General features: G+C 62.6%; 28 protein-coding genes. 18 read left to right on the forward strand and 10 right to left on the reverse strand.

The window, feature by feature from the left end:
* Positions 1 to 4 precede the first annotated feature (4 nt).
* Both AC5RTB_RS13525 and AC5RTB_RS13530 read left to right on the forward strand, forming a co-directional pair.
* A complete protein-coding gene (locus AC5RTB_RS13525) occupies positions 5 to 757 on the forward strand; it encodes an ANTAR domain-containing protein (protein WP_494061585.1) in 753 nt (250 codons plus the stop codon).
* Positions 758 to 854: 97 nt separating this feature from the next.
* Positions 855 to 1,871 (forward strand): magnesium and cobalt transport protein CorA, encoded by a 1,017-nt coding sequence (locus AC5RTB_RS13530; RefSeq protein ID WP_494061586.1) that lies wholly within the window; start codon positions 855 to 857, stop codon positions 1,869 to 1,871.
* 38 nt (positions 1,872 to 1,909) lie between these two features.
* Here AC5RTB_RS13530 and AC5RTB_RS13535 read toward each other — a convergent pair whose 3' ends face one another.
* Complete coding sequence (locus tag AC5RTB_RS13535) at positions 1,910 to 2,956, reverse strand: D-2-hydroxyacid dehydrogenase (protein ID WP_494061587.1); 1,047 nt, start codon at positions 2,954 to 2,956, stop codon at positions 1,910 to 1,912.
* A gap of 128 nt (positions 2,957 to 3,084) precedes the next feature.
* Here AC5RTB_RS13535 and AC5RTB_RS13540 point away from each other — a divergent pair, with 128 nt between their 5' ends.
* The 7 genes from AC5RTB_RS13540 (at position 3,085) to AC5RTB_RS13570 (ending at position 7,737) form a co-directional block, all read left to right on the forward strand.
* Complete coding sequence (locus tag AC5RTB_RS13540; protein WP_494061588.1) at positions 3,085 to 3,363, forward strand: hypothetical protein; 279 nt, start codon at positions 3,085 to 3,087, stop codon at positions 3,361 to 3,363.
* A gap of 139 nt (positions 3,364 to 3,502) precedes the next feature.
* Entirely contained in the window at positions 3,503 to 3,925 is a 423-nt protein-coding gene (locus AC5RTB_RS13545; protein ID WP_494061589.1) for a hypothetical protein, read from the forward strand.
* A 71-nt stretch (positions 3,926 to 3,996) separates the two neighbouring features.
* Complete coding sequence (locus AC5RTB_RS13550; protein ID WP_494061714.1) at positions 3,997 to 4,458, forward strand: HNH endonuclease signature motif containing protein; 462 nt, start codon at positions 3,997 to 3,999, stop codon at positions 4,456 to 4,458.
* A 40-nt stretch (positions 4,459 to 4,498) separates the two neighbouring features.
* On the forward strand, positions 4,499 to 5,452 hold the full coding sequence (locus AC5RTB_RS13555) for an aldo/keto reductase (RefSeq protein WP_494061590.1): 954 nt from the start codon (positions 4,499 to 4,501) through the stop codon (positions 5,450 to 5,452).
* A gap of 14 nt (positions 5,453 to 5,466) precedes the next feature.
* Positions 5,467 to 6,246, forward strand: a complete 780-nt coding sequence (locus AC5RTB_RS13560) for an alpha/beta fold hydrolase (RefSeq protein WP_494061591.1) — start codon at positions 5,467 to 5,469, stop codon at positions 6,244 to 6,246.
* Between the two features lie 47 nt (positions 6,247 to 6,293).
* Complete coding sequence (locus AC5RTB_RS13565; RefSeq protein ID WP_494061592.1) at positions 6,294 to 7,307, forward strand: GlxA family transcriptional regulator; 1,014 nt, start codon at positions 6,294 to 6,296, stop codon at positions 7,305 to 7,307.
* 13 nt (positions 7,308 to 7,320) lie between these two features.
* On the forward strand, positions 7,321 to 7,737 hold the full coding sequence (locus AC5RTB_RS13570; RefSeq protein ID WP_494061593.1) for a CoA-binding protein: 417 nt from the start codon (positions 7,321 to 7,323) through the stop codon (positions 7,735 to 7,737).
* Between the two features lie 17 nt (positions 7,738 to 7,754).
* Here AC5RTB_RS13570 and AC5RTB_RS13575 read toward each other — a convergent pair whose 3' ends face one another.
* Positions 7,755 to 8,582: a DUF1206 domain-containing protein gene (locus AC5RTB_RS13575; protein ID WP_494061594.1), complete on the reverse strand. Its 828-nt coding sequence runs from the start codon at positions 8,580 to 8,582 to the stop codon at positions 7,755 to 7,757.
* Positions 8,583 to 8,643: 61 nt separating this feature from the next.
* On the opposite strand from AC5RTB_RS13575, the gene AC5RTB_RS13580 reads away from it, so the two are divergent.
* Positions 8,644 to 9,039, forward strand: a complete 396-nt coding sequence (locus tag AC5RTB_RS13580) for an MmcQ/YjbR family DNA-binding protein (RefSeq protein ID WP_494061595.1) — start codon at positions 8,644 to 8,646, stop codon at positions 9,037 to 9,039.
* Positions 9,032 to 9,604 carry a DUF1990 domain-containing protein gene (locus AC5RTB_RS13585; protein ID WP_494061596.1) on the forward strand — a complete coding sequence of 191 codons (573 nt, stop codon included), beginning with the start codon at positions 9,032 to 9,034 and terminating at the stop codon, positions 9,602 to 9,604. Before AC5RTB_RS13580 ends, AC5RTB_RS13585 begins: the two co-directional genes overlap by 8 nt.
* Here AC5RTB_RS13585 and AC5RTB_RS13590 read toward each other — a convergent pair.
* The 7 genes from AC5RTB_RS13590 to AC5RTB_RS13620 all read right to left on the reverse strand — a co-directional run bounded on the left by AC5RTB_RS13590 (position 9,601) and on the right by AC5RTB_RS13620 (position 15,772).
* On the reverse strand, positions 9,601 to 10,134 hold the full coding sequence (locus tag AC5RTB_RS13590; protein WP_494061597.1) for a GNAT family N-acetyltransferase: 534 nt from the start codon (positions 10,132 to 10,134) through the stop codon (positions 9,601 to 9,603). The two genes, AC5RTB_RS13585 and AC5RTB_RS13590, sit on opposite strands and share 4 nt — an antisense overlap.
* A gap of 63 nt (positions 10,135 to 10,197) precedes the next feature.
* On the reverse strand, positions 10,198 to 10,581 hold the full coding sequence (locus AC5RTB_RS13595) for a DUF1304 domain-containing protein (RefSeq protein WP_494061598.1): 384 nt from the start codon (positions 10,579 to 10,581) through the stop codon (positions 10,198 to 10,200).
* Positions 10,582 to 10,684: 103 nt separating this feature from the next.
* Entirely contained in the window at positions 10,685 to 12,994 is a 2,310-nt protein-coding gene (purL, locus tag AC5RTB_RS13600) for a phosphoribosylformylglycinamidine synthase subunit PurL (RefSeq protein ID WP_494061599.1), read from the reverse strand.
* Positions 12,991 to 13,767, reverse strand: a complete 777-nt coding sequence (gene purQ / locus AC5RTB_RS13605) for a phosphoribosylformylglycinamidine synthase subunit PurQ (protein WP_494061600.1) — start codon at positions 13,765 to 13,767, stop codon at positions 12,991 to 12,993. The genes purL and purQ overlap by 4 nt, the downstream gene beginning before the upstream one ends.
* A complete protein-coding gene (purS, locus tag AC5RTB_RS13610) occupies positions 13,764 to 14,021 on the reverse strand; it encodes a phosphoribosylformylglycinamidine synthase subunit PurS (RefSeq protein ID WP_490892510.1) in 258 nt (85 codons plus the stop codon). The genes purQ and purS overlap by 4 nt, the downstream gene beginning before the upstream one ends.
* 193 nt (positions 14,022 to 14,214) lie before the next feature.
* Positions 14,215 to 14,796 (reverse strand): SSI family serine proteinase inhibitor, encoded by a 582-nt coding sequence (locus AC5RTB_RS13615; RefSeq protein WP_494061601.1) that lies wholly within the window; start codon positions 14,794 to 14,796, stop codon positions 14,215 to 14,217.
* A gap of 52 nt (positions 14,797 to 14,848) precedes the next feature.
* Positions 14,849 to 15,772 carry a 3-methyladenine DNA glycosylase gene (locus AC5RTB_RS13620; RefSeq protein WP_494061602.1) on the reverse strand — a complete coding sequence of 308 codons (924 nt, stop codon included), beginning with the start codon at positions 15,770 to 15,772 and terminating at the stop codon, positions 14,849 to 14,851.
* A 326-nt stretch (positions 15,773 to 16,098) separates the two neighbouring features.
* On the opposite strand from AC5RTB_RS13620, the gene AC5RTB_RS13625 reads away from it, so the two are divergent.
* Complete coding sequence (locus AC5RTB_RS13625; protein ID WP_494061715.1) at positions 16,099 to 19,191, forward strand: S8 family peptidase; 3,093 nt, start codon at positions 16,099 to 16,101, stop codon at positions 19,189 to 19,191.
* A gap of 134 nt (positions 19,192 to 19,325) precedes the next feature.
* Positions 19,326 to 19,604, forward strand: coding sequence for a hypothetical protein (locus AC5RTB_RS13630; protein ID WP_494061603.1), 279 nt, complete (start codon positions 19,326 to 19,328; stop codon positions 19,602 to 19,604).
* An 84-nt stretch (positions 19,605 to 19,688) separates the two neighbouring features.
* Here the strand turns inward: AC5RTB_RS13630 and AC5RTB_RS13635 are convergent, their stop codons facing one another.
* Positions 19,689 to 20,975: an aspartate kinase gene (locus AC5RTB_RS13635; protein WP_494061604.1), complete on the reverse strand. Its 1,287-nt coding sequence runs from the start codon at positions 20,973 to 20,975 to the stop codon at positions 19,689 to 19,691.
* 194 nt (positions 20,976 to 21,169) lie between these two features.
* Here AC5RTB_RS13635 and AC5RTB_RS13640 point away from each other — a divergent pair, with 194 nt between their 5' ends.
* The 5 genes from AC5RTB_RS13640 (at position 21,170) to AC5RTB_RS13660 (ending at position 25,840) form a co-directional block, all read left to right on the forward strand.
* On the forward strand, positions 21,170 to 22,102 hold the full coding sequence (locus AC5RTB_RS13640; protein WP_494061605.1) for an ABC transporter ATP-binding protein: 933 nt from the start codon (positions 21,170 to 21,172) through the stop codon (positions 22,100 to 22,102).
* Positions 22,099 to 23,220: an ABC transporter permease gene (locus tag AC5RTB_RS13645; protein WP_494061606.1), complete on the forward strand. Its 1,122-nt coding sequence runs from the start codon at positions 22,099 to 22,101 to the stop codon at positions 23,218 to 23,220. The genes AC5RTB_RS13640 and AC5RTB_RS13645 overlap by 4 nt, the downstream gene beginning before the upstream one ends.
* A 156-nt stretch (positions 23,221 to 23,376) precedes the next feature.
* On the forward strand, positions 23,377 to 23,796 hold the full coding sequence (locus AC5RTB_RS13650; RefSeq protein ID WP_494061607.1) for a YybH family protein: 420 nt from the start codon (positions 23,377 to 23,379) through the stop codon (positions 23,794 to 23,796).
* A gap of 27 nt (positions 23,797 to 23,823) precedes the next feature.
* Positions 23,824 to 25,206: a purine-cytosine permease family protein gene (locus AC5RTB_RS13655; protein WP_494061608.1), complete on the forward strand. Its 1,383-nt coding sequence runs from the start codon at positions 23,824 to 23,826 to the stop codon at positions 25,204 to 25,206.
* A 25-nt stretch (positions 25,207 to 25,231) separates the two neighbouring features.
* On the forward strand, positions 25,232 to 25,840 hold the full coding sequence (locus tag AC5RTB_RS13660; RefSeq protein WP_494061716.1) for a cyclase family protein: 609 nt from the start codon (positions 25,232 to 25,234) through the stop codon (positions 25,838 to 25,840).
* Positions 25,841 to 25,852: the final 12 nt, after the last annotated feature.

Below are 25,852 nucleotides of genomic sequence, written 5' to 3' on the forward strand. Positions count from 1 at the left end.
TCGGGTGAGTGGGTTCAGGCCAGGTGCCGCGACAACCAGGATCCTTACGGGAGATGAAGCATTCAGGGCTGACCGGGTGGCGACGGTATTGATGGACCGCAATTGCGTCATTCGAGCGGTCAATCCATCGTTCAGCAAGACAATCGGCCGTCCGGCAGACGCGCTCTTGTCCATGAATGCATTCGAAGCTTTCCCGGATAATCCGGACGATCCGGAGGCGGATGGCGTAGCGCGAATGGGCGCGTCCCTTGAACAGGTCTTCAGTTCGGGGATTGCCGACAACATGGTCATCCAGAGGTACGACATCGCTGATCCGCGGTCGGGGAAGTACCTTCAAAAGCATTGGGTTCCGGTCAACACGCCTGTTTTCCATGAGGGACGCGTCATAGGCATACGCCAACAGGTCAAAGACGTGTCGGTGCTGAGGGTCGATGCTCTTCAGGTGATGGAGCACTACCGGGACATCATGAACAGCCGCAAAGTGACTTCCCAGGAAGTCGAGAATCACCAGAACATGGTCAATGCCTTCACTGAAGGCATTACCTACTCCAAGGACCTGGCAGCGGAAGTGGCGCAGTTGCGGGAGGCGCTCACCACACGCGCCACGATCGAGCAGGCAAAAGGCATGCTCATGCTCAGCCGGCGATGCTCCGCAGAGGAAGCATTCGACATCCTTCGGGGGCTGTCCCAGAACACAAACGTCCGTCTTGCTGACGTCGCCGCGGCGCTTCTCTACCAGCTGCAGACGGAGAACTGACGCGCCCTGGTGCCTCCGCCACGCTGGGCCCATTCACTGCGGCACTGTGTGAGAAACTCGCGTAAGCCTTGGACGGACAAAGAGTAGGGATAACACGGTGGCCATCGTTGACAACGGCGTGTACGTGAATGGTCACCGGAGCGCCGACCCGGTGAATCTGGATGAAACGTTCGAGTTGAAACGTGATCGCGGAGGAATGGCCTGGATCGGGCTCTACCGCCCTGACGACGCAGAGATCCACAGAGTGGCCGAGGAGTTCTCGCTCCACGAACTCGCCGTCGAGGATGCTCTCCACGGTCACCAGCGGTCCAAGCTTGATCGCTACGGTGAGACGCTTTTTGCCGTACTCCGTCCTGCCCGTTATATCGACGCCGAGGAAATGGTCGAGTTCGGGGAGCTCCATGTATTCCTTGGTCCCGATTTCATCGTTACCATCCGTCAGGCCGAGTCACCCGACCTTGGGAAAGTACGACGACGGCTCGAGGCTGATCCTGAATTCCTTGCTTTGGGACCCCAGGCAGTGCTTTACGCCATCCTGGACGAAGTGGTGGACCAGTACGCACCAGTCGTGGCCGGACTTGAGAACGATATAGACGAGATCGAGGACGAACTCTTTAACTCCGCTCCTGACGTTGCACGACGCATCTATGAACTTTCACGCGAGGTCATCGGCTTTCAAAGGGCCACGCATCCGTTACGGCCCATGCTCGAAGCCCTGCTGCGCGGTGCCGAAAAGTATGACCTCGACGTCGAGCTGCAACGCAGGCTGCGCGACGTATTGGATCATGTATTCCGGGTGGTTGAACGCGTCGATTCCTTCCGCATCCTGCTGGAGAACGCGCTGTCGGTTCACACAACCCTTGTCGCCCAGCGTCAGAACGAGGAGATGCGCCACATCTCCGAAGCCAGTCTCGCGCAAAGCGAAGAAGTCAAGAAAATCTCTGGCTGGGCTGCAATCATCTTCGCTCCAACCCTTGTGGGCACGGTCTATGGCATGAACTTCGAACACATGCCGGAACTCGAGTGGACGCTGGGCTACCCCTTCTCGCTCGCTCTGATGCTGCTGATGGGTGTTGGCCTCTACCTGACGTTCAAGTACAAGAAGTGGCTCTAGCTCCTGCCACGTCCGTGACTCGCTCAGTAGAACTCCGCTCAGTAGAACTCCACAGTGTCGACGATGTTGAGCAGCGGTTCGCCGTCCAGTAGACGGCGGGCGTTCTCTGCGAACAGCTCGGCGATCTTCCGCTCCTCCTCCTCGTAGGTTCCGGCGTTGTGAGGGCTTACGACGACGTTCGGCAGCTCCCAGAGCAGGCTGTTGTCCGGAAGCGGCTCCTGCTCGAATACGTCGAGCGCAGCGAACCCCACACGCCCGTCGCTCAGCGCCTCGATCAGTGCTTCCTCATCGATGGTGGTGCCGCGCCCCACGTTGACGACTGTGATGCCCTTCTTCACCCGCTTGAGCAATTCGCGGCTGAGCATGTGCCGGGTGTGTTCCGTGGCGGGGAGGCACAACACCACGGCGTCCACCTCCGGGAGAAGATCGCCAAGGCGCCCAGGAGGGAGGATGCCGGACACTCCCTCTGCCTCAATGTCGCGCCGGTGCACACCGACGACGTCGGTCCCTAACGCGCTCAGCTTGCGCGCAACGGCACGTCCGATCCCGCCCAGACCGACGACGGCGACACGCTGGTTCGCTACCTGCGGCACCGGGCGGCGTGCTCCCCAGAGGTGTGCTCGTTGGTCCTCCAGCAGTTGCGGCAGGCCCTGTGCGCCGGCGAGTACGCCGAACACGGCGAACTCGGCGAGTGGTTCGGCATGAACGCCGCCCGAGGTGGTGAAGGTGATGCGGTCCAGTTCATCGGCAGTCAGCTGTGCCGCCTTGACCTGACTGCCGCCGCCTGCCGGAGTGGTGTGGACCCAGCGAAGGTTCGCGTTGGAACGGACAGCCCGGCGCAGTTCCGTTCCTGACTGGCCCGGCACACCGTATAAAGCATCAGCACTGTCGATGAGGCGCTCATATTCAACCTGTTGAGGTGGCGTGCGACGGAAATCCCCATCCCCCTGGTGATCACCCGCGTAAAGCTGTGGCGGCAACAGGGATTGATCCCTTATCAGTTCGATCCGCGGCTCCAGTTGCTCAATGAGCTCGCACAGGGGCTCGGGTAGGGGCGTGGGTACAAAAACGCGAAGTTCCGCCATGGTTCTCCAGTCGGGTAGGTGTTCTCACCGAAGCATATGGGACGCCACTGACAGACATCTCTCCTGAATGTTTCGACGTTGGGATGGGCTCTCGCAGAATTGTCAGAGGTGGTTGTTTGACTGTTTTCATGACGTTGGAAGCGGTGTTCACGGATTCATCGGCGCAGCCTGATGACTATGCCTGGCATGACCTCCTCACCGAACTCGACTTCCGGCCTGAGGACTTGTGGGAGTTTGACTGTGAAGCGCTGTCCGAGGGAAAAGCCGGTCCCTCCGATGCCCTCTCAGGCTCATCCCATAATTCACCGCACTCGGAGGCGCCGTCGGCGGCCGGCGGAGGTAAGGACGGGTCGGGGCCTTCTCAGCTGGTATGGGAGCTGATCGCTCGAGAACCTGACCCTCAATGACAGCACTGTGGCCTTGAAGGGCTTGGCCGGACTGCGATCGTGGGTCGATGCGATGGAAATGCGTATCGTCTCCAGACTTGCGGATCTCAATCAGGACGATGTCTCGTCGCATTCCCCGGGTGGTAGTCGTGGGGAGGAAATGGCGCGGTCGGTTGCGGCGTCGGAAATTGCCCTCACCTTGAACATCCCGGAACGCACTGCAAGCCGGCTGGTTGATGAGTCCACGCACCTGACAGTGAAGCATCGCGTCACCCTGGAGGCGCTGGAATCTGGGTCGATTTCGCGTCGCCATGCGGTTCTTATTGCGCACGAGTCGCTCGGAATGCCGCCTGAAGCTGTGGCAGGGTTCGAGCGCGCCCTGCTGGATGGGGCAACCGGACACCTGACGAACCCCGTAGCCTCCACCAACTTCGAGCAGACGTATTCGCAGACCTGCTCACACACCGTTGCACTCCGGGTAAGCCGCAGATACTCCCAGACGGCGGCTTCGCTGGCAGCGCCAACGCGGACGAAGCACCTGAGGCATCGGGGTCGCGCGAGGAACCGGCCTGGCAAGGGGTAACCGCACATGTGAACGTAACGGTGCCGGTCCTTGCGCTGCTGGATGTCCTCGATTCAACCGGCGACAGCTATGTGGATAACGCCTCCGGAACCAGCGGCGCAGCCACAAGCGGCAATGACAACGGCCCAGGGGTCGTTCCCCATACGGTTGAATCCGATGCTCGCGGGCACAACCAGTTCGCAGAACTCGAAGGATATGGCCCAATCGACGCAGACACCGCGGCCAGCCTCGCAGCACACGCACCGTCGTTCACGCGAATTCTTACTCATCCGGTTACCGGATCGGTGTTGGATGTCGGGCGAGAAACGTACCGTCCTCCCAAACACCTGCAGGATTGGGTGCGAGCCCGTGATCGAACCTGCAGACATCCCGGCTGCAACCGATCCGCGATTGGTTGCGAGATCGACCATACGGTCCCATGGGCGAGCATCAGCATCCCCGAGCACCGAAGGCGGACGCAGGGTAAGTTCCTAATCAGAGCCCGATGCCAACACGCGACCCGTGAACCCCAACCACTGAACCCCGACCCGTGAACCCCAACCACTGAACCCGGCCCGTGAAACGGAGACGACCATGCCAGACCAGCCAGCTCGCCCCATCCACCCACGGCCCCTGGGTGCTTCCGGAGTGCTTGCAAGCCCGATTACGCTCGGCACCTCATCGCTCGGGGCAGGAACACGCCAGGGCGACCCTGAGGAGGCGGCCGCCGTCGAACTCGCGCAGGCGATGCTTCACGGTCCGTACGCACTGGTCGATACCTCCAACAACTACGCGAAAGGCAGAAGCGAGGCTGTTCTCGGTCTCGCCCTCGCATCCGGTGGTACAGCGGAGGGCCGGTCAATCGTCACCAAAGCCGATCAGGATCCCGAAACCGGCGTGTTCGATCGGGACCGCGTCCGGCGGTCCTTCGAGGAAAGCTGCCAGCGCCTGGGAGTCGACCGGCTTGAACTGCTTCACCTACATGACCCGTACTCCGTCACCTTCGAAGAAGCAGCAGCACCCGGCGGTGCGATCTCCGGAATGCTTGAGCTCAAAGAAGAGGGCCTGGTGGACGCCGTTGGCATCGCCGCAGGAACCGTCAGTCTGATGCGGCAGTACGTCGCGACAGGAGCCTTCGATGTCCTCCTCACCCACAATCGATTCACACTCGTGGACCGGAGCGCACTCCCGCTGATCGAAGATGCAGTGGGCCAGGGCATGGGTGTATTCAATGCAGCGCCCTTTGGTGGTGGGCTGCTCGCCCGCGGCTCCGCCAGCGGTGCAACCTACGCCTACACCGACTCCCCACCGGAACTGCTTGAGTGGGTCGCGCAGGTCGAGAAACTTTGCGCCGACCACGGAATCGACCTCCCGACGGCTGCGCTCCACTTCTCACTACGTTCGTCTCTGGTCGATTCCACTATCGTCGGCATCTCCTCGGTCAAACGCATCGAACAACTCGAGCGCATGCGCCAGACCGACGTGCCGTCGTCGTTCTGGCAGGATCTTGAAGCCCTGGGGACGCCACCGTCGAACATCACCGACTGACTGGGCTCACCTAAGTGCACTTCGCCGTAGCTGCGGACGGAACACACCTGGCCTGGCGATCGGACGGGACCGGTAGCCCCATGTTGCTGATCGCCGGTCAGGCTACCGGGCTGACCGGGTGGGGGCCCGTCGTCCCTGAACTGGCCAAAACCTTCCGGGTTATCCGTTTCGACCATCGGGGAATCGACAACAGTGATGACGGGCCAGCCGAACACCTCAGCACCAGGGAATTCGCGGCTGATGCCATAGCCGTGCTCGACGCCGCCGGTGTACAGCAGGCACACATCTACGGCCACTCAATGGGAGGACGTGTGGCCCAGTGGCTCGCCATCGACTACCCGGACCGGGTGGGCGCACTCATCCTCGCCGGCACCTCCGCAGGCGGTTTCCTCGGCAAGGACAGAGACCCAGACGTCACTCGCGCGCTCACCAGCGGCGACCCCGCCCGGCTCCAGCCGCTGTTCTTCGACGCAGACTGGGCGGCCGCGCACAGCTCGGCTGTCCGGACCTTCTTCACCTCCCATGCGTCCCGCCAAGCCAAACTCCGGCACTTCCGGGCAAGCAAAGAGCATGACACACGGGACTACCTCGGCTCGATTCGCGCGCCGACACTTATTCTTCAGGGCACCGCTGACCCGCTGACGCCGCTCGAAAACGCGCTTGTGCTGCGCGAACTGATTCCGCGTTCGATGCTGGTGAAAGTCGCGGACGCGCGGCACGGCTTTCATCTTGACCATCCGGAAACACTCGACTGGATCCGACGGTTCATCGCACGAAGGGCACCACAGATTTAGCGTGGCTGGATCTTAACTATCAGCGCTGAACCTGCCACACTGGGTGCATGCTCAGACAAGTCGCCGTCGTGGCCCTGCCGGGCGTAACGCCCTTCGAGTTTGGTGTTGCGTGCGAGGTGTTCGGTGTCGACCGCTCCACCCGGGGCGTCGGCATCCCTGCCTTTGACTTCTCCATCTGTACCACCTCGCCGGGCCTTATACTCACCAATCTGGGGTTCTCGATCGCCGTGGAGGAGGACCTGTCCGCCACGGAAACGGCGGACTTGATCATCATGCCGCCGTTCGGAATGGACGCTCCAGGACAACCCGAAGTACACCGGGCGCTGCAAGCCGCCCATCAGCGGGGTGCGTGGGTGCTGTCAGTCTGCAGCGGAGCCTTCGCACTGGCCGAGGCCGGCCTCCTCAACGGACGGCGCGCAACAACGCACTGGCTCCACGCCCATCGGCTTGCCGAGCAGTACCCCGAAGTCCACGTGGACGAAAACGTGCTCTACGTTCAGGACGGCCACATCATCACCAGCGCCGGAACTGCAGCGGGAATCGACGCCTGCCTTCACCTGGTGCGCACCGAACTGGGTGCCGCTGCGGCCACGAGCATCGCCCGATCCATGGTTGTTCCGCCACACCGCGCCGGCGGCCAGGCGCAGTACATCGACCGGCCCATCTCCGTCGCGCAGTGCGACACCCTCGAGGACATCCTTGTCTGGATGGATGAACACCTCGACGAAGAGCACTCCGTCAGCGCCCTCGCGGCTCGCGCACACATGTCAGAACGGACCTTCGCCAGACGCTTCAAGGCGGAGACGGGCACGACGCCGGCCGCCTGGCTCACAGCCCAACGCATCATCCGCGCACAGACCCTGCTGGAGGAGTCCGACCTCAGCGTCGAAACGATTGCCCGCGAGACGGGATTCGGGCAGGCCGTGCTCCTGCGCCATCACTTCCAACGCGCGCTGGGCACGTCCCCGGCCGCCTATCGGAGAACCTTCCGGGGACACCCCGCCCTGGCGAAGAACGGTGATTCACAGCACGCGCACCGCCCCAACCTGCAGCCCGCCTGAACAGGAGCGATCCATGCCCCACCACAACGATCCGGTCACCATCAAAAGGCTCCTGACCACCCCGGCGCGTTGGGCCGTCGTCGGACTCTCAAACAATCCGCGGCGTGCAGCAATGGGAGTATCGCGATTCCTCATCGATCAGCTTGGAATGGACGTAATTCCCGTCAGCCTGAAGGGCGACGACGTCTATGGACGTAAGGGCTACAAACGGCTCGCCGACGTGCCGGGGGAGATCGACGTCGTCGACTGCTTCGTGAACAGCCGGAAGGTCGGAGCAGTAGTGGACGACGCGATAGCCGTAGGTGCCAAGGCAGTCTGGCTGCAGCTCGGCGTGATTGACGAGGCGGCCGCTCAGCGGGCTTCCGATGCCGGGCTCGAGGTAGTGATGAACACCTGCCCCGCGATTGAGGCCCCGCGGCTGGGACTCTAGCCGGCGGGAAGCAGCTTTCACATGCGCTGGTACCGGGACCGCGCAATCATGAAGACGCCGTACGCAATCAACCCGAGGGCCACCGCGCCGAGAATCCACACTCCGAACGGCTGCTCCTGAAGTGACTTCAGTGCACCGTCAAGCCCTGTCGATTCCTCTGGGTTGTTCCGAACGGTAGCGACGGCAACCAGGAGGCCAAGAACACCGAGCGCAACGCCCTTGGCGACGTAGCCGACGGAACCGAGCACGGTGAATGCCTCGCCGGCAGAACCCGAGGGCGAGCCCCTCAGATTTTCCTCGAACTTTTTGGTGATCCCGCTGTAGATGAAGTAGCCGCCCACCGCGATGATGCCCGCCCCGACGGCCAGCAACAGTGCGGCTCCGGCAGGGTTGGCCATCAGCGCGGCACTGGTGGACTGCGTGGAAGAGCTGCTGTCACTCGATCCGCCCATCGCATACTGGACGAAGGCGACGCCGATACCTGCGTAAATCACGGCCTTCCCACCGTTCTTCAAACGGAATTTCAGCTTCTCCTTACCGCTGATGCGTCTCGGAGTGAAGAGGACCTCACTGAGCAGGAAGAGGGCCAGCGCCGCACAGCCCACAAAACACGCCCACAGCAATATCCCGCCTCCCGGAGTGCTCGCGAGGGATGCCATGGCACCACTCTGGTCCGCACTGCCGGATCCTCCTGAAGCTACCCGGAAAGCAATGACGCCGATCAGGATGTGCAGGATCCCGGCTGCCACATACCCTGCCCGCGCAGCGATCAGGAATGGCTTGGAATCAGTGGCTTCTTCTGCCCCGTCGGCAACCTTGCGTGCCTGTCGGCCGAGGTCTCCCATATCTGCGCTCCTTGATCGTGAGTCCTTATAGTGTGTCACCGCTTGGCTGTACGCTCACTATGTGGATGCGGCCCAGCTTCGAGAGACCTGTCTCTCCTTTCCAGGCACGTTCGAGGACTTCCCTTTCGGCCCGGAAGCGTCGGTCTTCAAGGTGCGCGCGCCGGGCGGAACGGCGAAGATGTTCGCGCTCTCGGACCTCGGTTCCCCGTCCCTGTCGATCAGCCTCAAATGCGATCCCGATCTCGCCAGGCAGCTGCGCACCGCACACCCCGAAATCACAGGGGCCTGGCACATGAACAAGACCCACTGGAACGGTGTGGACTGCACGGGTGCGTTGCCGGACGACATGCTCCGCGACATGATTGAGGACTCCTATGACCTTGTGGTGGCAGCACTTCCGAAAAAGGATCGTGAGTCGCTCGGGTGGTCCCGGCTCTCCCAGGGCAGCGATGCCTGACATCACGCACACCGCAATCGGCTGGACCCAATCCGGCGCCTGGCCGATGGGGTTCCGTCCCCTACATCGCCGCATCCGCGTCGGTGCCGGCGAGGAGGACTTCCGGCGTCTCGCCGAGGGAATCCTCACCTTCCAACTCCATCGCCACGCCAGGCTGCGCGTCCAGGCGGCACCGCGAGCCGTTGTCGGAGGCACCGTGGAGGTGGGGTTCGGGATAGGGGACTTGAGGTTGAACATCCCGTGCGAAGTGGTGTGGGTTGAAGAGCTGAAAGACAACAACAAAAACGACCACGACGACGGTGCCCGCCGCGCCGGTTTCGGCTACGCCACCCTGCAGGGACACCCGGAATGCGGCGAGGAGAGTTTCGCTGCAGTACGTAAGGCTGACGGTTCGGTGTTCTTTGAACTTCACGCCTACAGCCGTCATGCGAACTGGTTCTACCGCGCAGGAGCCCCAGTGGCACGGTTCTGTCAGGAACTGGTTACGCGCCGCTACCTCAAGGCAGCCCGTCAGTTGGCGGCAGGAACGGGAGCGGCAGCAGCCGTAGAGACAGCAACCGGCTAGGGAGAAACCAGGACACCCGGATTCCCTTGCCGCGCAACATGCCAGACGAAAAGCGGGGTTTCAGCCGGATCGGCCAATGCGTTCACCAGACCGTAGCCCGCTTTCCTCAGCACCGCGGCCGATGCATCGGACTGCGCATAGGCCTCAATGAGGTCCACCTCCGGTCGGGCGCTGGCATACCCGGTCAGGCAATGCAGCGCTTCCAACGCCATGCCGTATCCCCGTCGTGACGGCACAATGCCGTAGTAGATCTGGAGTATCCCGCCCTGGGGCAGACCGTCGAAGCCGATCGTTCCGATCACCGACCCCGTTGTCCGTTCAACGATCAGCCACACGCCGAAGCGGTCGCCGTCGTCGGCATAGAGCAAGCCGGATTCGAAGAGGTGGCGCGCGGCGTCCATATCGGTTGGCTGCGGGTAATCGAGCGCCCAACCCGGCTCCCGCTCCCACCGCGCGAGCAGATCGACATGCGTAGCCCCCATCGGCACGAGCTCCAACCGATCGGCGCTGAGCGACCTTTCACCCGTCATTCAGGCACGCCCGTCAATCGTGCACACCGTCATAGTGGGCGCACCATAGAAGACTCGAACCAATCAGGCCTGCATCATCGGTACGGTGATCAGCGCAAGAAACGGGGGGACCCCCTGCGCCAGGGCGGGCACCCAGAGCGACCTGTTGGTCACGACCAGAACGACGGCGGCAAGCACCATGATCGCCAGCGCGAGTACGATCATGCCGTAACCGACCAGCGTGCCTGACAGCGCCAGTCCAACGATCACTCCGGCGGCAAGGAAGAGGTTGTAGAAGCCCTGATTGAACGCCATCGGGCGGATGATGTTGGCGTGTTCCTGACAGGTAATACCGAACTTCCGCCACGCGGACGGGTGACGCCACCGGACGCTCTCAAGAACGAAGATGTACACATGCAACAAACCCGCAATCATGGCGAAAAGCGCGCTCAATAGCGGAAATGTCATGAATTAACCCTATCTGTTGGGTCGCTTTACCCATGGGTCGGGAACGTAACGATATGGCAGAGCACCGGCGTGACGACACACCGGTGCTCTGTCTGATCGACGCTTACGCGAAGTGCTTCGGAAGCGTGGCTTCGTGCGCTTCCTTCAGTTCCGACAGCGGAAGGGTGAAGTGGCCCTGGACGTCGAGGGCCTGGTTCTCCACGTCGACCACACCGATTCGGGTGCGCGGGAAGTTGCGCGCGGTGCACATGTCGTTGAACCGCACCTCCTCTGAACGCGGTACGGAGACGACGGCGCGGGCCTGCGACTCGGAGAACAGCGCCGTGAACGGGTCGATACCGTCACGCTCGCAGAGCTCGTCGATGGCGATGCGCGCACCTATGCCAAAGCGCAGCGCAGCTTCCGCGAGGGCCGCGGCAAGGCCGCCCTCGGAGAGATCGTGCGCGGCGTCGATCATTCCGTCACGTGAGGAGTTGACGAGGATAGCCGCAAGCGTCTTCTCCGCCTGCAGGTCCAGCGCCGGGGGCTGCCCGCCGAGGTGACCGCGCAGGTTGGCCCACTCGGATCCGTCGAGCTCATTCCGGGTGGTGCCGAGCAGGTAAATAGCCTGTCCGTCCTCGCGCCAGCCCGACGGCGTGCGGCGTGCGACGTCGTCGAACACTCCCAGCACACCCACAACCGGCGTCGGGTGGATGGCCACTCCGCCGGTCTGGTTGTACAGGGATACGTTGCCGCCCGTGACCGGAACGCCGAGCTCCTGGCAGGCATCGGCAAGGCCACGCACGGACTCGGCGAACTGCCACATGACCTCGGGGTCCTCGGGGGAACCGAAGTTGAGGCAATCGGTAACGGCCATCGGCTGCGCACCCGAGGTAGCGACGTTACGGTACGCCTCGGCCAGAGCCAGGCGGGCGCCGTCGTACGGGTTGAGGTAGGAGTAGCGTCCGTTGGCATCCGTCGAGAGCGCGATCCCAAGACCCGTTTCCTCGTCAACGCGCACCACGCCGGCATCATCGGGCATGGCCAGGGCGGTGTTTCCCTGGACGAAGCGGTCGTACTGGTTGGTGATCCAGTCCTTCGAGCACATGTTCGGTGAAGCCATGAGCTCCAGGACCGCGGACTTAAGCTGCTCACCGTCCGCAGGGCGGTCCCCTGCAAAGGAGTCGGCCTGAACGCGGTCCAGCCACTCGGGGCGGGAGTACGGGCGCTCGTAGACCGGACCGTCATGGGCCACCGTGCGGGGGTCGACGTCAACGATCTTCTCCCCGTCCCACTCGATGATCAGGCGGCCCGTGTCCGTGACCTCGCCCAGCCAGGAGTACTCGACGTTCCACTTGTCCATGATGGCTTCGAACGCGGCGACGTTCTCCGGCGTCACCACGGCCATCATGCGTTCCTGCGATTCCGACATCAGGATCTCGCCCGGGGTCAGCGACGGATCGCGCAGGAGGACGTTGGTGAGCTCGACGTGCATGCCGCCGTCGCCGTTCGAGGCAAGTTCGGAGGTCGCGCAGGAGATGCCGGCCGCGCCGAGGTCCTGGATGCCTTCCACAACTGACGCTTTGAACAGTTCCAGGCAGCACTCGATGAGGACCTTCTCGGCGAAGGGGTCGCCGACCTGGACGGCGGGCCGCTTAGCCGGCTTGCCGGAAGTCCCAGCGTCGTCGAAGGATTCCGACGCGAGCACTGACGCGCCGCCGATGCCGTCGCCGCCGGTCCGCGCACCGAAGAGCACGACCCTGTTGCCGACGCCGGACGCGTTGGCCAAACGGATGTCTTCGTGGCGCAGGACGCCAACAGCCAGCGCATTGACCAGGGGGTTGCCCTGGTAGACGGAGTCGAACACCACTTCACCGCCGATGTTCGGCAGCCCGAGAGAGTTGCCGTACCCGCCGATGCCGGACACGATGCCGTGGACCAACCGCGGGGTGTCAGGGTGATCAATCGCACCGAAGCGCAGCGGGTCCATGACGGCCACCGGACGGGCACCCATTGAAATGATGTCGCGCACAATACCGCCGACGCCGGTCGCGGCGCCCTGGTACGGCTCCACGAAAGAAGGGTGGTTATGGGACTCGACCTTGAAGGTCACCGCCCAGCCGTCACCGATGTCCACGACGCCGGCGTTCTCGCCGATTCCCACGAGGAGGTGTTCCTTCATGGCGTCGGTGACCTTGTCACCGAACTGGCGCAGATGCACCTTGGAGGACTTGTAGGAGCAGTGCTCGCTCCACATGACCGAGTACATTGCGAGTTCGGCAGCGGTGGGCCGGCGTCCGAGGATTTCGACGACGCGCTCGTACTCGTTTTCCTTCAGGCCCAGTTCCGCCCAGGGGAGTGGCTGCTCAGGTGTCTGCTCGGCGTGCGCGACCGTATCGATATTGAACTTCTTGGAGGTTGTCTCTGTAGTCACTTATTAACCAGTTTCTGCAGTACCGAGGTGAAAATGCCGAGTCCGTCCACGCCGCCGCGGACCTCAACCTCGCCGAATGCTGAGGAGTCAGGGCCAAAGCCTGCCTCGACGGCGTGCTCCGGGTGGGGCATGAGGCCTACGACATTGCCGTGCTCATTGGTGATGCCTGCGATGTCCCGGCGGGATCCGTTCGGGTTGCCGCCCACGTAGCGGAAGACCACCCGGCCCTCGCCCTCAAGCTCGTCGAGGGTGCGCTCGTCGGCAACAAACTGGCCGTCCTGGTTCTTCAACGGCACCACAATTTCGCTGCCCTGTTCATATACGGAGGTCCAGAAAGTCGAAGTGTTCTCGACCTTCAGGCGCTGGTCCTTGCACAGGAAGTGGAGGTGGTTGTTCTTCACCATGGAGCCCGGAAGCAGGTGCGCTTCGGTGAGGACCTGGAAACCGTTGCAAATGCCGAGCACGGGCAGCGAGCCGCCGGAAGCGGCTGCCGTGATCTGCTCCATCAGCGGTGCGAAGCGGGAGATGGCGCCCGCACGCAGGTAGTCACCGTAGGAGAAGCCGCCCGGGATGATGATGGCGTCGACGTCCTTCAGATCGTGGTCACCGTGCCAGAGCTGGACGCCGGTTCCGCCTGCGAGGCGAACCGCGCGCAGGGCATCGCGGTCATCGAGCGAACCGGGGAAGGTGACGACGCCGACACGGACATCGGACAGGCTTGGATCCACGGTCTCGGCCGCGGAGTGGCCGATCAGGGGAGCTTCGACAGTCACTGTGCGTCCTCGATGACCTCGACCCGGGTCACGTCCTCGATCACGGGATTGGAGAGCAACGTGGCGGCTGCACTGCGGGCGTGGTCGAGAACTTCCTCGGTTACATCGCCCTCAACGGTCAACTCGAACCGCTTGCCTTGGCGTACCTCGGCGAATCCGGTGAACCCGAGACGGGGGAGGGCGCCGGCGATAGCCTTGCCCTGCGGATCGAGGATTTCGGGTTTGGGCATGACGTCAACAACGATCCGGGGCATCCGGCAACTCCTGTGAAGTATAAACACGGCGAAAATGCGGTTAAATGCGGTTGCCCGACGGGTGCCGTCTCACGCTCGGATGTTGTGTGTGTTCAAGGATGATCCTGAAGCGAGATCCAGCGCTCCGCGAGCTTGCTGTTCCATTCTACCGGCCGAATACAGCGTCCCGTGACCCGGACGGGAGAGGAGCGCTTCAGCTCGCGCCGGCCGGGCCCAGAATGGATTCCAGAGCGTTCCACCGCGCAATCTCGCAGCCGTCGGTGGCCGAGAAGGACGCGTAAACGCGGTGTCCGTCGACGGTGCCCTTGACTGTGGCGGTTTGGGGCCCCCCGTACTGCTGGGTGCACATCCGGTCCGCGTCCGGCTGGGCATTGAAGAAGGCGGCGCCAAGACGCGTGACGGCCTCGCACGCTGCCTCAGGGTGAGGCACAGTCGTATTTTCACCGATGCCGTCCGGAGTGCATTCAAGGAAGTACTCGGTTGGTTCCGATTCGGGACTCAGTTTGATGCTGATGGTCAGCATCGCGGTCCCGGTTGCGGCTGGGTCGGACGGGAGGCTGGGCGTTGGCTTCGGCGATTCCGGGGACATGCTGCTCTCCGAGGCGGTTGGCGATGGGGACGGTTCAGGTGTATCGGTGATGGGCGAACTGGAAGGGGCAGCTATCAGTTCGGTGCCGGGATCACCCGTTGCGCCGCATCCGGCCAGTGACACCGCAAGGATGATGCCGGTAAGGATGCTGGCGCTCCTGACTGCAGCACCATGTGCGAATCCCACGGGGAACCTCCTTGTCGCCCTCGAATGTTCTGTCTGCACGGTCCCGGCCGAATCAGCGCCCGGCGCCCGGTTGCAGTTGATTGATGTACTGATGCAACTGTGCACGCTTTAGCTGGGATTCAGCCGAGAACGCCCGCTGAGCTCGCACATAGTCTGCCCTGCCGGCCGGCGTCTCTATGGCGATCGGCGGGTAGCCCCACTCGGCGAGGTCATACGGGGAAGCCTGCATGTCCATGATGCGGATCCGCCAGGCAAGCTCAAAGCAATCCATTACGAGCTCGCTGGGAAGAGCGGGCGTCAGCTTGTACGCCCACTTATAGAGGTCCATGTTCGCGTGCAGGCACCCCGGCTGCTCAAGGTCCCGTTGCGCCGTACGGGTGGGTTGAAGCTCATTCAGCGGAGCCGCCTGCGGGGCGTAGAAGCGGAAAGCGTCAAAGTGGGTGCATCGGATGCGGTTCGCTTCCACCACCTCGTCGGTCCCGCCGGCACCCAGCCGGAGGCCCAGGTGCTCGTGTCGGATGGAGTTCTCCTCCGACTTGTACGCCATCGCCCACTCATGCAGGCCAAAGCAACCGAGCTGCGCCGGACGGGCGGCCGTGCCGGAAAGGATGATTCCGGCGAAGTCCACCGCCTCGCGCCGCGCGCTCAGGAAAGCGGCGAGATCGAGGGTGACGGCGTCGTCGTCGTCGTTCAGTCCCAGCGACTGCCGCTCTTCGGCGGTCAGTGAGCGGTAGAACTTCCAGTCAACGCGTTCCACTGCGCCCGGACCGGTCAGTACCGTATGCGCACCAGGGTGCCACTTCAGCAGCTGTGCGGGTTTCTGGGTGTAGTAGGTGAACAGGAAGTCCTCGACCGGATGCTTGCGCTGTTCCGCCCGGCGACGGAGATAGGGCTCGGTATAGGCGCGCACCCGTTCGGCATGGGCGAGGGCTCGCGGCTCCCACACTTCCGGAGCAAGGACTGTTACAGGCACCATCCCATTATCCCCTGATGGCCTTAGGCAACGGCCTTCTGCCATTTCGAGCGCTCGATTCGAATGAACGAGCGTCCTGAAAACCATACTTTCCTCAAAAGCTCTGTTTACCGACAGGTTCTCCTCAGGACCACCCAAGGACCACCCGAGGTCACCCTACTCAGGGGTAACCTGTGGAAAGTTCGGTCGTGATTCAGGGCACAGACCCCACGCCAGCTGCTTTCACTCCGGCTGAGGCCGGCCGCTTTTTCGATGAAAGGTAACCTCGCGTGAAAGACCCCCACAACAGGAATTCGCGGGCAGGTGGGCTGCGCAGAGCTACAGCTCTCATGCTTGGCCTCCCGCTGATCCTCGGTTCAATGACAGCGGTACCTGCCGCTGCCGCACCTGCTGGTCCTACTGCTACCCAGCAGATCCAGCCCGTTGAGAAAGTGGACCCCCAGGACTACCCGGACGGCCGTTACATCGTAGTGCTCAATGAAGAGCCTGCGGCGACGTACGACGGCGGCGTGCCCGGGATCGCGGCCACCAAGCCGGAGAAGGGCGAAAAGCTCACCGACAAGAAGGACTTCCAGAAGTATAAGAGTCATCTGGAGCGGAAGCAGCAGGCTGTAGCGGCCGAGGAGGGTGTGGAAATCAACCGCACCTACACCGCTGCGCTCAACGGCTTCAGCGCAAGGCTGACCTCGGACCAGGCGGTTGAACTCGCCAAGGATCCGAACGTCCGCCTGGTTGCTCCCGACGTCGAAAACGCACCGGACGACTACTCCAGCCTCGACATCCTCAACCTCAGGGGAGAGGGCGGAGCGTGGAATACGCAGTTCGGCGGTGAAAAGAACGCCGGAGCCGGAACCGTCGTCGGCGTCATCGACACCGGTTACACACCCAGCAGCCCCTTCTTCCAGGGTGACAAGGTCGTCAAGCTGAAGAAGGGCCAGGAGCCGAAGGTCGGCCAGCCGTACCGGGCCAAGGACGGCATCGCGATGCTGAAGTCCGATGGCACGACGTTCGTCGGTAAGTGCCAGGTCGGCGTGCGCTTCTCGGGCACCGAGTGCAATTCGAAGGTGCTGGCTGCCCAGTACTTCTCGGAGGACTTCGAAGAGTTCGTGCCCAAGGCGGACCGCGCGCCTGAAGAGGTTCTTTCGCCCATCGATGTCGATAGCCATGGAACCCACACCGCGAGCACCGCTGCGGGCAACAGCAACGTCACCCAGACGGTTGACGGGCGTGACTTCGGCAAGTCTTCCGGTGTCGCCCCGGCCGCCAAGCTGTCGATCTACAAGGTCTGCTGGGCCGACACCAACCCCAACACCGGCGGTTGCTACTCCTCCGCCTCGATCGCCGCCATCAACCAGGCGGTTCTCGACGGCGTGGACGTGCTGAACTATTCGATCTCCGGCAGCGCAACCACCACCACAGACCCCGTCTCGCTGGCCTTCCTTGGTGCGGCATCCGCGGGTGTCTTCGTGGCAGCTTCGGCCGGCAACTCCGGTCCGACCGCCAGCACCGTCAACCACGGTGCTCCCTGGGTGACCACCGTTGCCGCGAGCACCTTCAGCCACGCACTTCAGGGCACCGCTGAATTTTCGGACGGAACGAAATTCCGCGGAGCGAGCATCATGAATGCCGGTGTCCCCTCAAGTCCCGTGGTTCTGAGCGGCAACGCCGCCGCGGCAGGAGCAACCGAACCTGCCCTGTGCGCACCGAACTCTCTGGACCCCGCGGTGGTGACGGGAAAGATCGTTGTCTGTGACCGCGGCGTGTATGACCGTGTCGCGAAGTCCGCTGAAGTTGCCCGCGCCGGCGGCGTGGGCATGATCCTGGTCAACCTCGTTGATTCGTCAATGGACACGGACAAGCACTCGGTCCCGACCGTGCACGTCAACGCCCCCCAGAGCATTGCGCTCAAGGAGAAGGTTGCAGCCAACCCCGACATCAAGGTTGCACTGGTGCCCGAAGACACCACCGGTGAGGCACTGCCTCCCGTTCCGCAGATTGCGGGCTTCTCCTCGCGCGGTCCACTGCTTGCCACCGGCTCGGATCTGCTGAAGCCGGACATCGCAGCACCCGGTGTTGCTGTCCTGGCAGGTGTGTCTCCGATCGGCACCGGCGGCGATGAATACGGATTCCTCTCCGGGACTTCGATGGCTTCCCCGCACGTCGCAGGCGTCGGCGCACTCATTCTCGCGAAGAACCCCAAGTGGTCACCCGCTGCGGTCAAGTCAGCCATGATGACCACCGCCGATCCGGTGAAGAACGCAGACGGCGGCGTGGACGGCGACGTCTTCGCAACCGGTGCGGGCCAGGTCGATCCCACAAGCGTGCTGAGCCCGGGACTGGTCTACGACGCTGGACGCTACGAGTACCTGCAGTTTATAGAGGGAACCGGCTACGCGGACGTCAACGGTCTTGAGGGCATCGACGCCAAAGACATGAATGTGCCGTCCTTCGCGGTAGGCAACCTGACCGGCAAGGTAACCGTCACCCGTACGGTCACCGCGCTGACCCCCGGGATCTACACCGCAACTGCGAACGTGCCCGGTGTGAATGTCACGGTCACTCCCTCGGTGTTGAACTTCACCTCCGCAGGTGAGACCCGAACCTTCGAAGTGACCTTCGAGAACGCTGAGGCGCCCCTGGCCAACTTCGCCAAGGGATCCCTCGTCTGGGAAGGCCAGAACAAGGTGGTCGCTTCGCCGATTGCGGTGCGTCCGCAGTCCGTGGTCGCTCCGTCAGAAGTGTCCTTCACCTCTGAAGGGCCGGACGGCAGCGCGACGATCCCCGTGACATCCGGTACGGACTCTCCGGTCAACGTGACGCTTCAGGGCCTCTCCAAGGCCAGCAGCTCGCCGCTGTCCCTCACGCCGGGGCCGGTAGCTGTCGAGAATAACGCGTCCAACTACATGACCGAAGTGACCGTCCCAGAGGGGACTCCGTTCGCGAGCATGTCGGTGTTCTCCTCGGATCCCGGCGCTGACTTCGACCTCTTCGTGTTCGACCCGCGTGGCCGCCTCTACCAGGTGGCGACCGCGTCGTCGAGTGAGACGCTGAATCTGCAGAACCCGGTCCCGGGTACCTACACAGCGATCGTCAACCTCTACGCGAGCCCCAACGGTCAGGCGACTGCTGCGACCTTCGACGCCGCGATCCTCGGCGCAGACGAAGGCAACGCCTCGATTGCGCCGAATCCGCTGGAGTTGGCGAACGGTGAGTCGGGAAAAGTCACGCTGAATTGGACTGGCCTGGAGCCGGGCTCCTATGTGGGTCGGGTGACCTACGAGGGATCCACTTCGGTGACGTTCATTTCGGTTGTGGTGAACGGTTCGGGCGAAGCCTCAGCGGCAGTGGTCCCGGAGACCGGTGGCGCTGACAAGTTGCCCACTGCTTCGCGTGAGGGCACCCCTCCGACGAACGGCAAGTAACAGACGCCCATAAAGACGCAGAGATCCCCTGCATCGTAACGGTGCGGGGGATTTTTGCGTGCTGCCGGATCTTTTTCACCTACGCAGACTTAAGATGTGGATACTCGAACAGCCGCAGAAAGAAGGCGATACCCATGGCTGAGAGACCCCGGCGCCGCTGGATCAAAAACCCCGCCACCATTTTCCTGGGACCGGCCGAACGGGACGCCCTGGATGAGCCGGTAGTACACCGGCATGATGAGTTCGAAAGCGCCTCAGAGGCTGAACTCGCTGAACTCAACATTGAGGTGGATTCCGACGGACACCACTATGCCGTTCGGAGGCATCCGGACCATGAAACAGTCCGCCGCACGGAGCCCGTCCAGAAGTACAAGGACTACTTCACGAAACCGGTGCTTCACACGGAGGAATAGTGTGTTGATTTAGCAGGACACACCCCGTTCAGCACGCTATTCGGGGCGTGTCCCGTCAATTCAACGCGATGGAAAGTGCGGAGCCTAGCGGCCGGTTCCCGCGTACACGGTCGCCACGGCATCGCCGTCGAGATCGAACGCCGCGTGCACAGCGCGCACCGCGGTGTCGAGCAGGTCTGCGCTGGTGACCACCGAAATACGGATTTCCGAGGTGGAGATCATGTCGATGTTCACCCCGGCGTCGGACAGCGCCCGGAAGAACTTGTAGGACACACCGGGGTTCGAGCGCATCCCGGCCCCGATCAGCGACAGTTTTCCGATCTGCTCGTCATACTCGATGCTCTCGTAACCCACGGTCTGCTGCGCGGCCTTGAGAGCGGCGAGCGCCTCCGCACCTTCGACGATGGGCAGGGTGAAGGAGATATCCGTGTGTTCGGAGCCGTGCGTGGAAACGTTCTGCACGATCATGTCGATGTTCGAGTGCGCGCCCGCGACAATGCCGAAAATCTCAGCGGCCTTGCCTGGGATGTCGGGTACGCCGACGACGGTGACCTTCGCTTCTGAACGGTCGTGTGCAACACCGGAGATGATGGGCTGTTCCAAGGGTTCTCCCTCTTGAATCTTGATGGTGTCCTCGGGGTCGGGCAGCACCCAGGTCCCCTCGAGCTGGCTGAAGGATGAGCGGACGTGCAGCGGAACGCCGAAGCGCCGTGCGTACTCCACGCAGCGAAGGTGCAGGATCTTGGCACCTGAGGCGGCCATTTCAAGCATCTCCTCGCTGGAGATGGCCGAGATTTTCTTCGCGGATGGAACAACCCGCGGATCAGCGGTGTACACGCCGTCGACGTCGGTGTAAATCTCGCAGACGTCAGCTTTAAGGGCTGCGGCGAGGGCCACGGCGGTTGTGTCGGACCCGCCCCTGCCCAGGGTGGTGATGTCATTGCTGTCCTGGCTCATGCCCTGGAAGCCGGCAACGATCGCGATGTCGCCCTTATCAATGGAAGCTTTGATGCGGTAGGGCGATACTGCGATGATCCTGGCCTTGCCATGGATGGCGTCCGTGATCATGCCGGCCTGGCTGCCGGTGAAGGACTGCGCGTTGGAGCCCGCCTCGTGGATAGCCATCGCGAGCAGCGCCATGGAAATGCGTTCCCCGGCACTGAGGAGCATGTCCATCTCGCGCGGATTTGAGGCGGTGCTGACCTGCCCGGCAAGATCAAGCAGTTCATCGGTGCTGTCTCCCATAGCGGAAACAACGACGACGACCTGGTTGCCCGCAAGCTGCGTCTCCACGACACGCTTGGCGACGCGCTTGATGCCTTCCGCGTCGGCCACGGACGAGCCACCGAACTTCTGAACAATTAAAGCCATGCGCACGCTCGCTGAAATTTGGGAGATGATCTGTGGCGGCGTCGTCGGCGCCCGGAACAAGGTCGGTTATTGGGACACTGGAAACGGACGATCAACGGCCGATAACCGCACACCATGTTAACCGCTGGATTTCGGCTCACCCAATCGTGAGTCGAATTATGCCGGGAATCCGGCCTCCTTGCTACTGTCACCTCATGACCAATGGGTATGGGGGAATCATTGCCAGGGGTATCAAACGAAGTTTCGGGTCTGTTGATGCTGTCCGCAACATCGACTTCGAGGCGCCGCCGGAGGAAGTGACAGCGCTGATCGGGCCCAATGGGTCCGGCAAAACCACGCTGCTGCTGATCCTCGCTTCCCTCCTCGCACCGGATTCAGGGACCCTTTCGGTTGGCGGCGCGGACCCAGCGGTTGATGCCGCCGCGGTCCGCCGCAAGGTCGGATGGATGCCGGACACACTTGGCGTCTGGGAATCCCTCAAGACCCGTGAAATCCTCACCACCGTCGGTGCACTGTACGGACTGACGACGACGGCGGCCGCTCACCGAGCCGCTGAACTGCTCGCCGAGGTCCGGCTGAGCGATTACGCCGACGCGCCGGCAGGAATTCTCTCCAGGGGCCAGCAGCAGCGGCTCAGCCTGGCCAGAGCACTGATCCATAATCCGGAGGTACTCCTGCTGGATGAGCCGGCATCCGGACTGGATCCCGGCTCCCGGGTTGAACTGCGCGTCATGCTCCGGCGGCTCGCAGCGGAGGGTAAAACCATTGTGGTCTCCAGTCACGTTCTGTCGGAACTGGACGAGATCGCCGACCGCGCCGTATTCGTCAACAGGGGTGAATCGGTCAAAAGCCAGACCCTGGACGAAGCTGGAACGCAACTGCGCAGGTACTGCATCCAGGCCGCTCCGATGGGTCCGCTCGCCGCCGCGCTGGCTAGCCACGGCGTCGCTTTCGAGGAACGCGGTGACTCCCGCCGGACTGAGTACCAGGTGCTGCTCAGCAGCACCGAGCAGGCAGCGTGGCTTCTGCGCACGCTCATTTTCGCCGACGTCGTCGTCACTGCTTTTGCGCCTGCAGGCGGCGCCCTTGAAGAGACCTATATGAGCCTTGATACGGAGCGGCAATGAGCACGCAAATAGTGGACGAGGGCCGTACACGCGACCTCGGTTATGCATCAGGCGTGCGCACCATCTTCGGCCTGGAGATGAAGCAGCGGCTGCGGGGCCGCGCCTGGTACATCATGATGGCCGTCTGGTTCCTCGTCATCGGCCTGGTTTTCCTGCTGGCGGCGCTCACGACGGCGGCTACCGACGGCGCCGGTCCGTTCCTGTTTGACCTTGTGGTGGGTTTCGTCCTGTTCTTTGGCCTGCTGGTTGCACCGGGCCTGTCCGCGAACGCGATAAACGGCGACCGGGCCGGTGGCACGCTGGCCATCCTTCAGGTCACTCTGCTGACACCAGGGCAGATTCTGTGGGGCAAATGGCTGGCGTCCTGGGTAGCGTCGCTGGCATTCCTCGCGCTGAGTTCGCCGTTCATTCTCTGGGCATTGGCACTGGGAGGAGTCAATCCGCTCGAGGCTGTCGTCTCGCTGGTGTTGCTGGCGCTTGAACTAGGTTTGGTGTGTGCCCTAGGGGTCGGCATTTCCGCCCTGGCGGGCAGGCCACTGTTCTCGATTGTCACCACCTATATGGTGGTCGCGCTGCTGGGCCTCGGAACGCTGATCGCATTCGGGCTCAGCATGAGCCTGGTCATGGAGGAAGACGTGCGCGTCGCCCAGTCCTTCTATGACTACCCTCCCGGATCGTTTGAGGATGGGCGGATACCCACCGAGGACGAGCTTGAGTGCGTGACCAATGAGGTGCTCATGACGGTCTGGCACACCGAGCGCACGGCCTGGCTGCTTGCCGCCAACCCGTTTGTGATCGTTGCGGACGCGGTTCCCTATGACCGGGATGCTGATGACCTTTCCACGGGCCAGCCCGGCGAAACCTACCGCGCCCCCGGAGTGATGGAAAGTATCAGCCAACAGGTCCGCCTTGCACAGGCCGGCCCGGACTACGAGGTCACCTGTGAAGAGGCGCAGATGTTCGGACCGGGCTCCCGCGACTTTGACTCCGAGCCTCTGCCGATCTGGCCGCTCGGCCTTGCGCTGCAAGGCCTTTTGGCGGGGGTGGTGCTGTGGGCCGGTAGACGGAAGCTCGTGACCCCGGTTCGCCGTCTGGCGAGGGGCACCCGTATCGCCTGAGCGCTCCATCCGGAGACCTTCTTCGCCTCAGTAGGGCCTGCGCGAGACGTGAGGTGTCCGGTGTGACTCTTGACACGGTCGCCTCGATTACCTAAGGTCAACTTTTATTGCATCGGTGACACCTCCGCTGCTTCCGACCTTTCATAAAGGGAAACCATGGACAGCTTCGAGCTCCGCCAACCCTCCGAGCGCGAAGTCCTGGAAGCGGCAGAGCGCATCGTGGACGCATTTGCGGCGACGGATACGGAACGATATTTCGCTGCGTTCGCGCCGGAATCGAGCTTCATCTTTTACACGGAGCAGCATCAGCTTGACAGCCGGGCGGCATACGAGGAGTTGTGGTCGGGCTGGGTCTCGAGCGGGTGGTCCGTCGTTTCCTGTGCTTCAAGCAATCGACAAGTCACCGTTTTCCACGGAGGAGCAGTTTTCAGCCACGAAGTGGCCACCACCGCGCGGACCCGCGATGGTGACGAGTCATATCGAGAGCGGGAAACCATCGTCTTCCGCTGGGATGACAACGACAGGCTCATCGCAATTCACGAACATCTCTCGCCGTCTCCCGCTTCTGCGGAGTAGTTCCCGGCCCCCACTTCCAGGAGCGTCATGAATCTCTACAAGCGTCTCGATACGCGTCTGCAGGAAAACGCGGATGGTTTCGGTCCACTCCGGGGCACGCTGCCCCTTGGCCGGATTGGAATGATCTGGCTGGCGGCCAATTTTGTTGTCACTACGCTGCTGACCGGAACCTTGTTCGTGCCGGCGGTCAGCTTCACCGACGCCCTTCTCATGATCGTCGTCGGTACAGTCGGCGGCGCCGTCGTGCTTACCCTGGTCGGCAATATTGGAACGCGCACGGGATTGCCGACCATGGCGATCACCCGCGGAGCGTTCGGTACGCGAGGCACGCTTCTGCCGGTAGCAGCGAATGTCATCATCCTCATGGGCTGGAGCTGGGTGCAGGCGATGCTGGCCGGTGTGACGGTCAACTATCTGGTCGAGTCTGCGACCGGCTTCTCCAACCCGATCCTCTTCGCCGTTCTTGCGCAAACCCTGGTGGTCGCATTGGCCATCCTCGGACATGAGGGCATCGCCAAGGTTGAGCCGTGGCTCGCCGTCATCATCCTGGCAATCATGGGTTATGTCTTCGTCACTGCATTCACCGCTTTCAACCCGGCAGAATTCGCCGCCATCCAAGTGGACGAGTCCCTTGGCTTTACCAATTTTGTGGTGCTGGACATTGTGATTGCCACAGCCATTTCCTGGACGGTGCTCTCTGCCGACTTCAACCGGTTGGCAAGGTCGAGCCGCGCAGGCATTCTTGGCTCCGGTATCGGTTACGTCGTCTCCACTGTGCTCGCCATGACGCTTGGTGCCACCGCCATCGGCTATGTCATCCTGTCCGGAGGTCCCGCTGCGCCCTTCGACCCGACTGTCATCGTCGCCGCTTTCGGCACCCCGCTGGCCATCGTCATCTTCATGTCGGTCATGGCCACCAACACCATGGTGGTGTACGGAATGGTGACGTCGATCGTCAACGCCCAGGCGCACTGGAATTTCCGCTTCCTGCCCACCGCGCTCGTGGTGGGAGTAATCTCGATCATCGGTTCCACCTGGCTCGCTCTTCTGAACCAGTTCACGGACTTCCTCGTCATGATCGGCGCGTTCTTCATTCCGGTGTTCGCGATCATGATCGTTGATTACTACATCATCAAGCGCGGCAGCTATACGCTCGACATCCTACGTGAGGGTCCAGGGCGCTACTGGTACACGGCAGGAGTGAACCGGGCGGCAATCGCCGTATGGGTAGTCGGTGCGGCGGTCTCCTACATACTCACCTATCTTTGGCCGAGCCCCATTGGTGCAACCATCCCGGCCTTTGTTCTCAGTTTTGTCCTGTACCTCGCGTTCTCTTTCAGGAACCGACACGTCGAGGGGGAACCCGCCGGTCACTTGGCGGAGGAGGCCCGGCTTGGCGAGGTACGTTGACCTTAGCCACCCGATCACCTCAGGAATGCAGGTCTTTCCCGGTGATCCACAGGTCGCGCTCACTCCTTCGTTGACCGTCAGTGAAAATGGCGTGTCTGTCATGGCCGTTCACCTCGGGTCCCACTCCGGAACACATATCGACGCGCCGTCCCACAGTATTGAGGGTGGTCGGACGATCAGCGATGTCGGTTTGGACGAGTTGTCGGGAGCGGCTGCCATCATTGGGATCCGCGGACTTGCGGCGGGAGAGGAGATCGAATTCTCCCGTTTCAGGAGTGAGATTGCTGATGCCGTCCCGCCGATAGTTATTCTGGCAACTGGTTGGGACCGGATGTACGGAACAGAGGCCTATCTCAACCACCCATACCTTGCCCCCGGCGCGGCCGCGGAACTCTCGACCCGCGGCATGCGCGTCCTGGGGATTGACACTTTGAACCCGGACCGCACATTGCAGGAGGAAGACTCTTTCCAGCTACCGGTTCATGACCTGATTCTGGGGCGCGACGGTTTGATCGTTGAGAATTTGCGCGGTGTTACCGAGCTCCCAGCCCGCTGCTGGGTGGGTCTTTTCCCGTTGCCGCTGCGGGGCGCGGACGGTGCTCCTGTCCGCGCCGTGGCCCGCAGCGAAGCGTGACGACAGGAAAAG

This window comes from Arthrobacter sp. M71 S08, assembly GCF_059089725.1.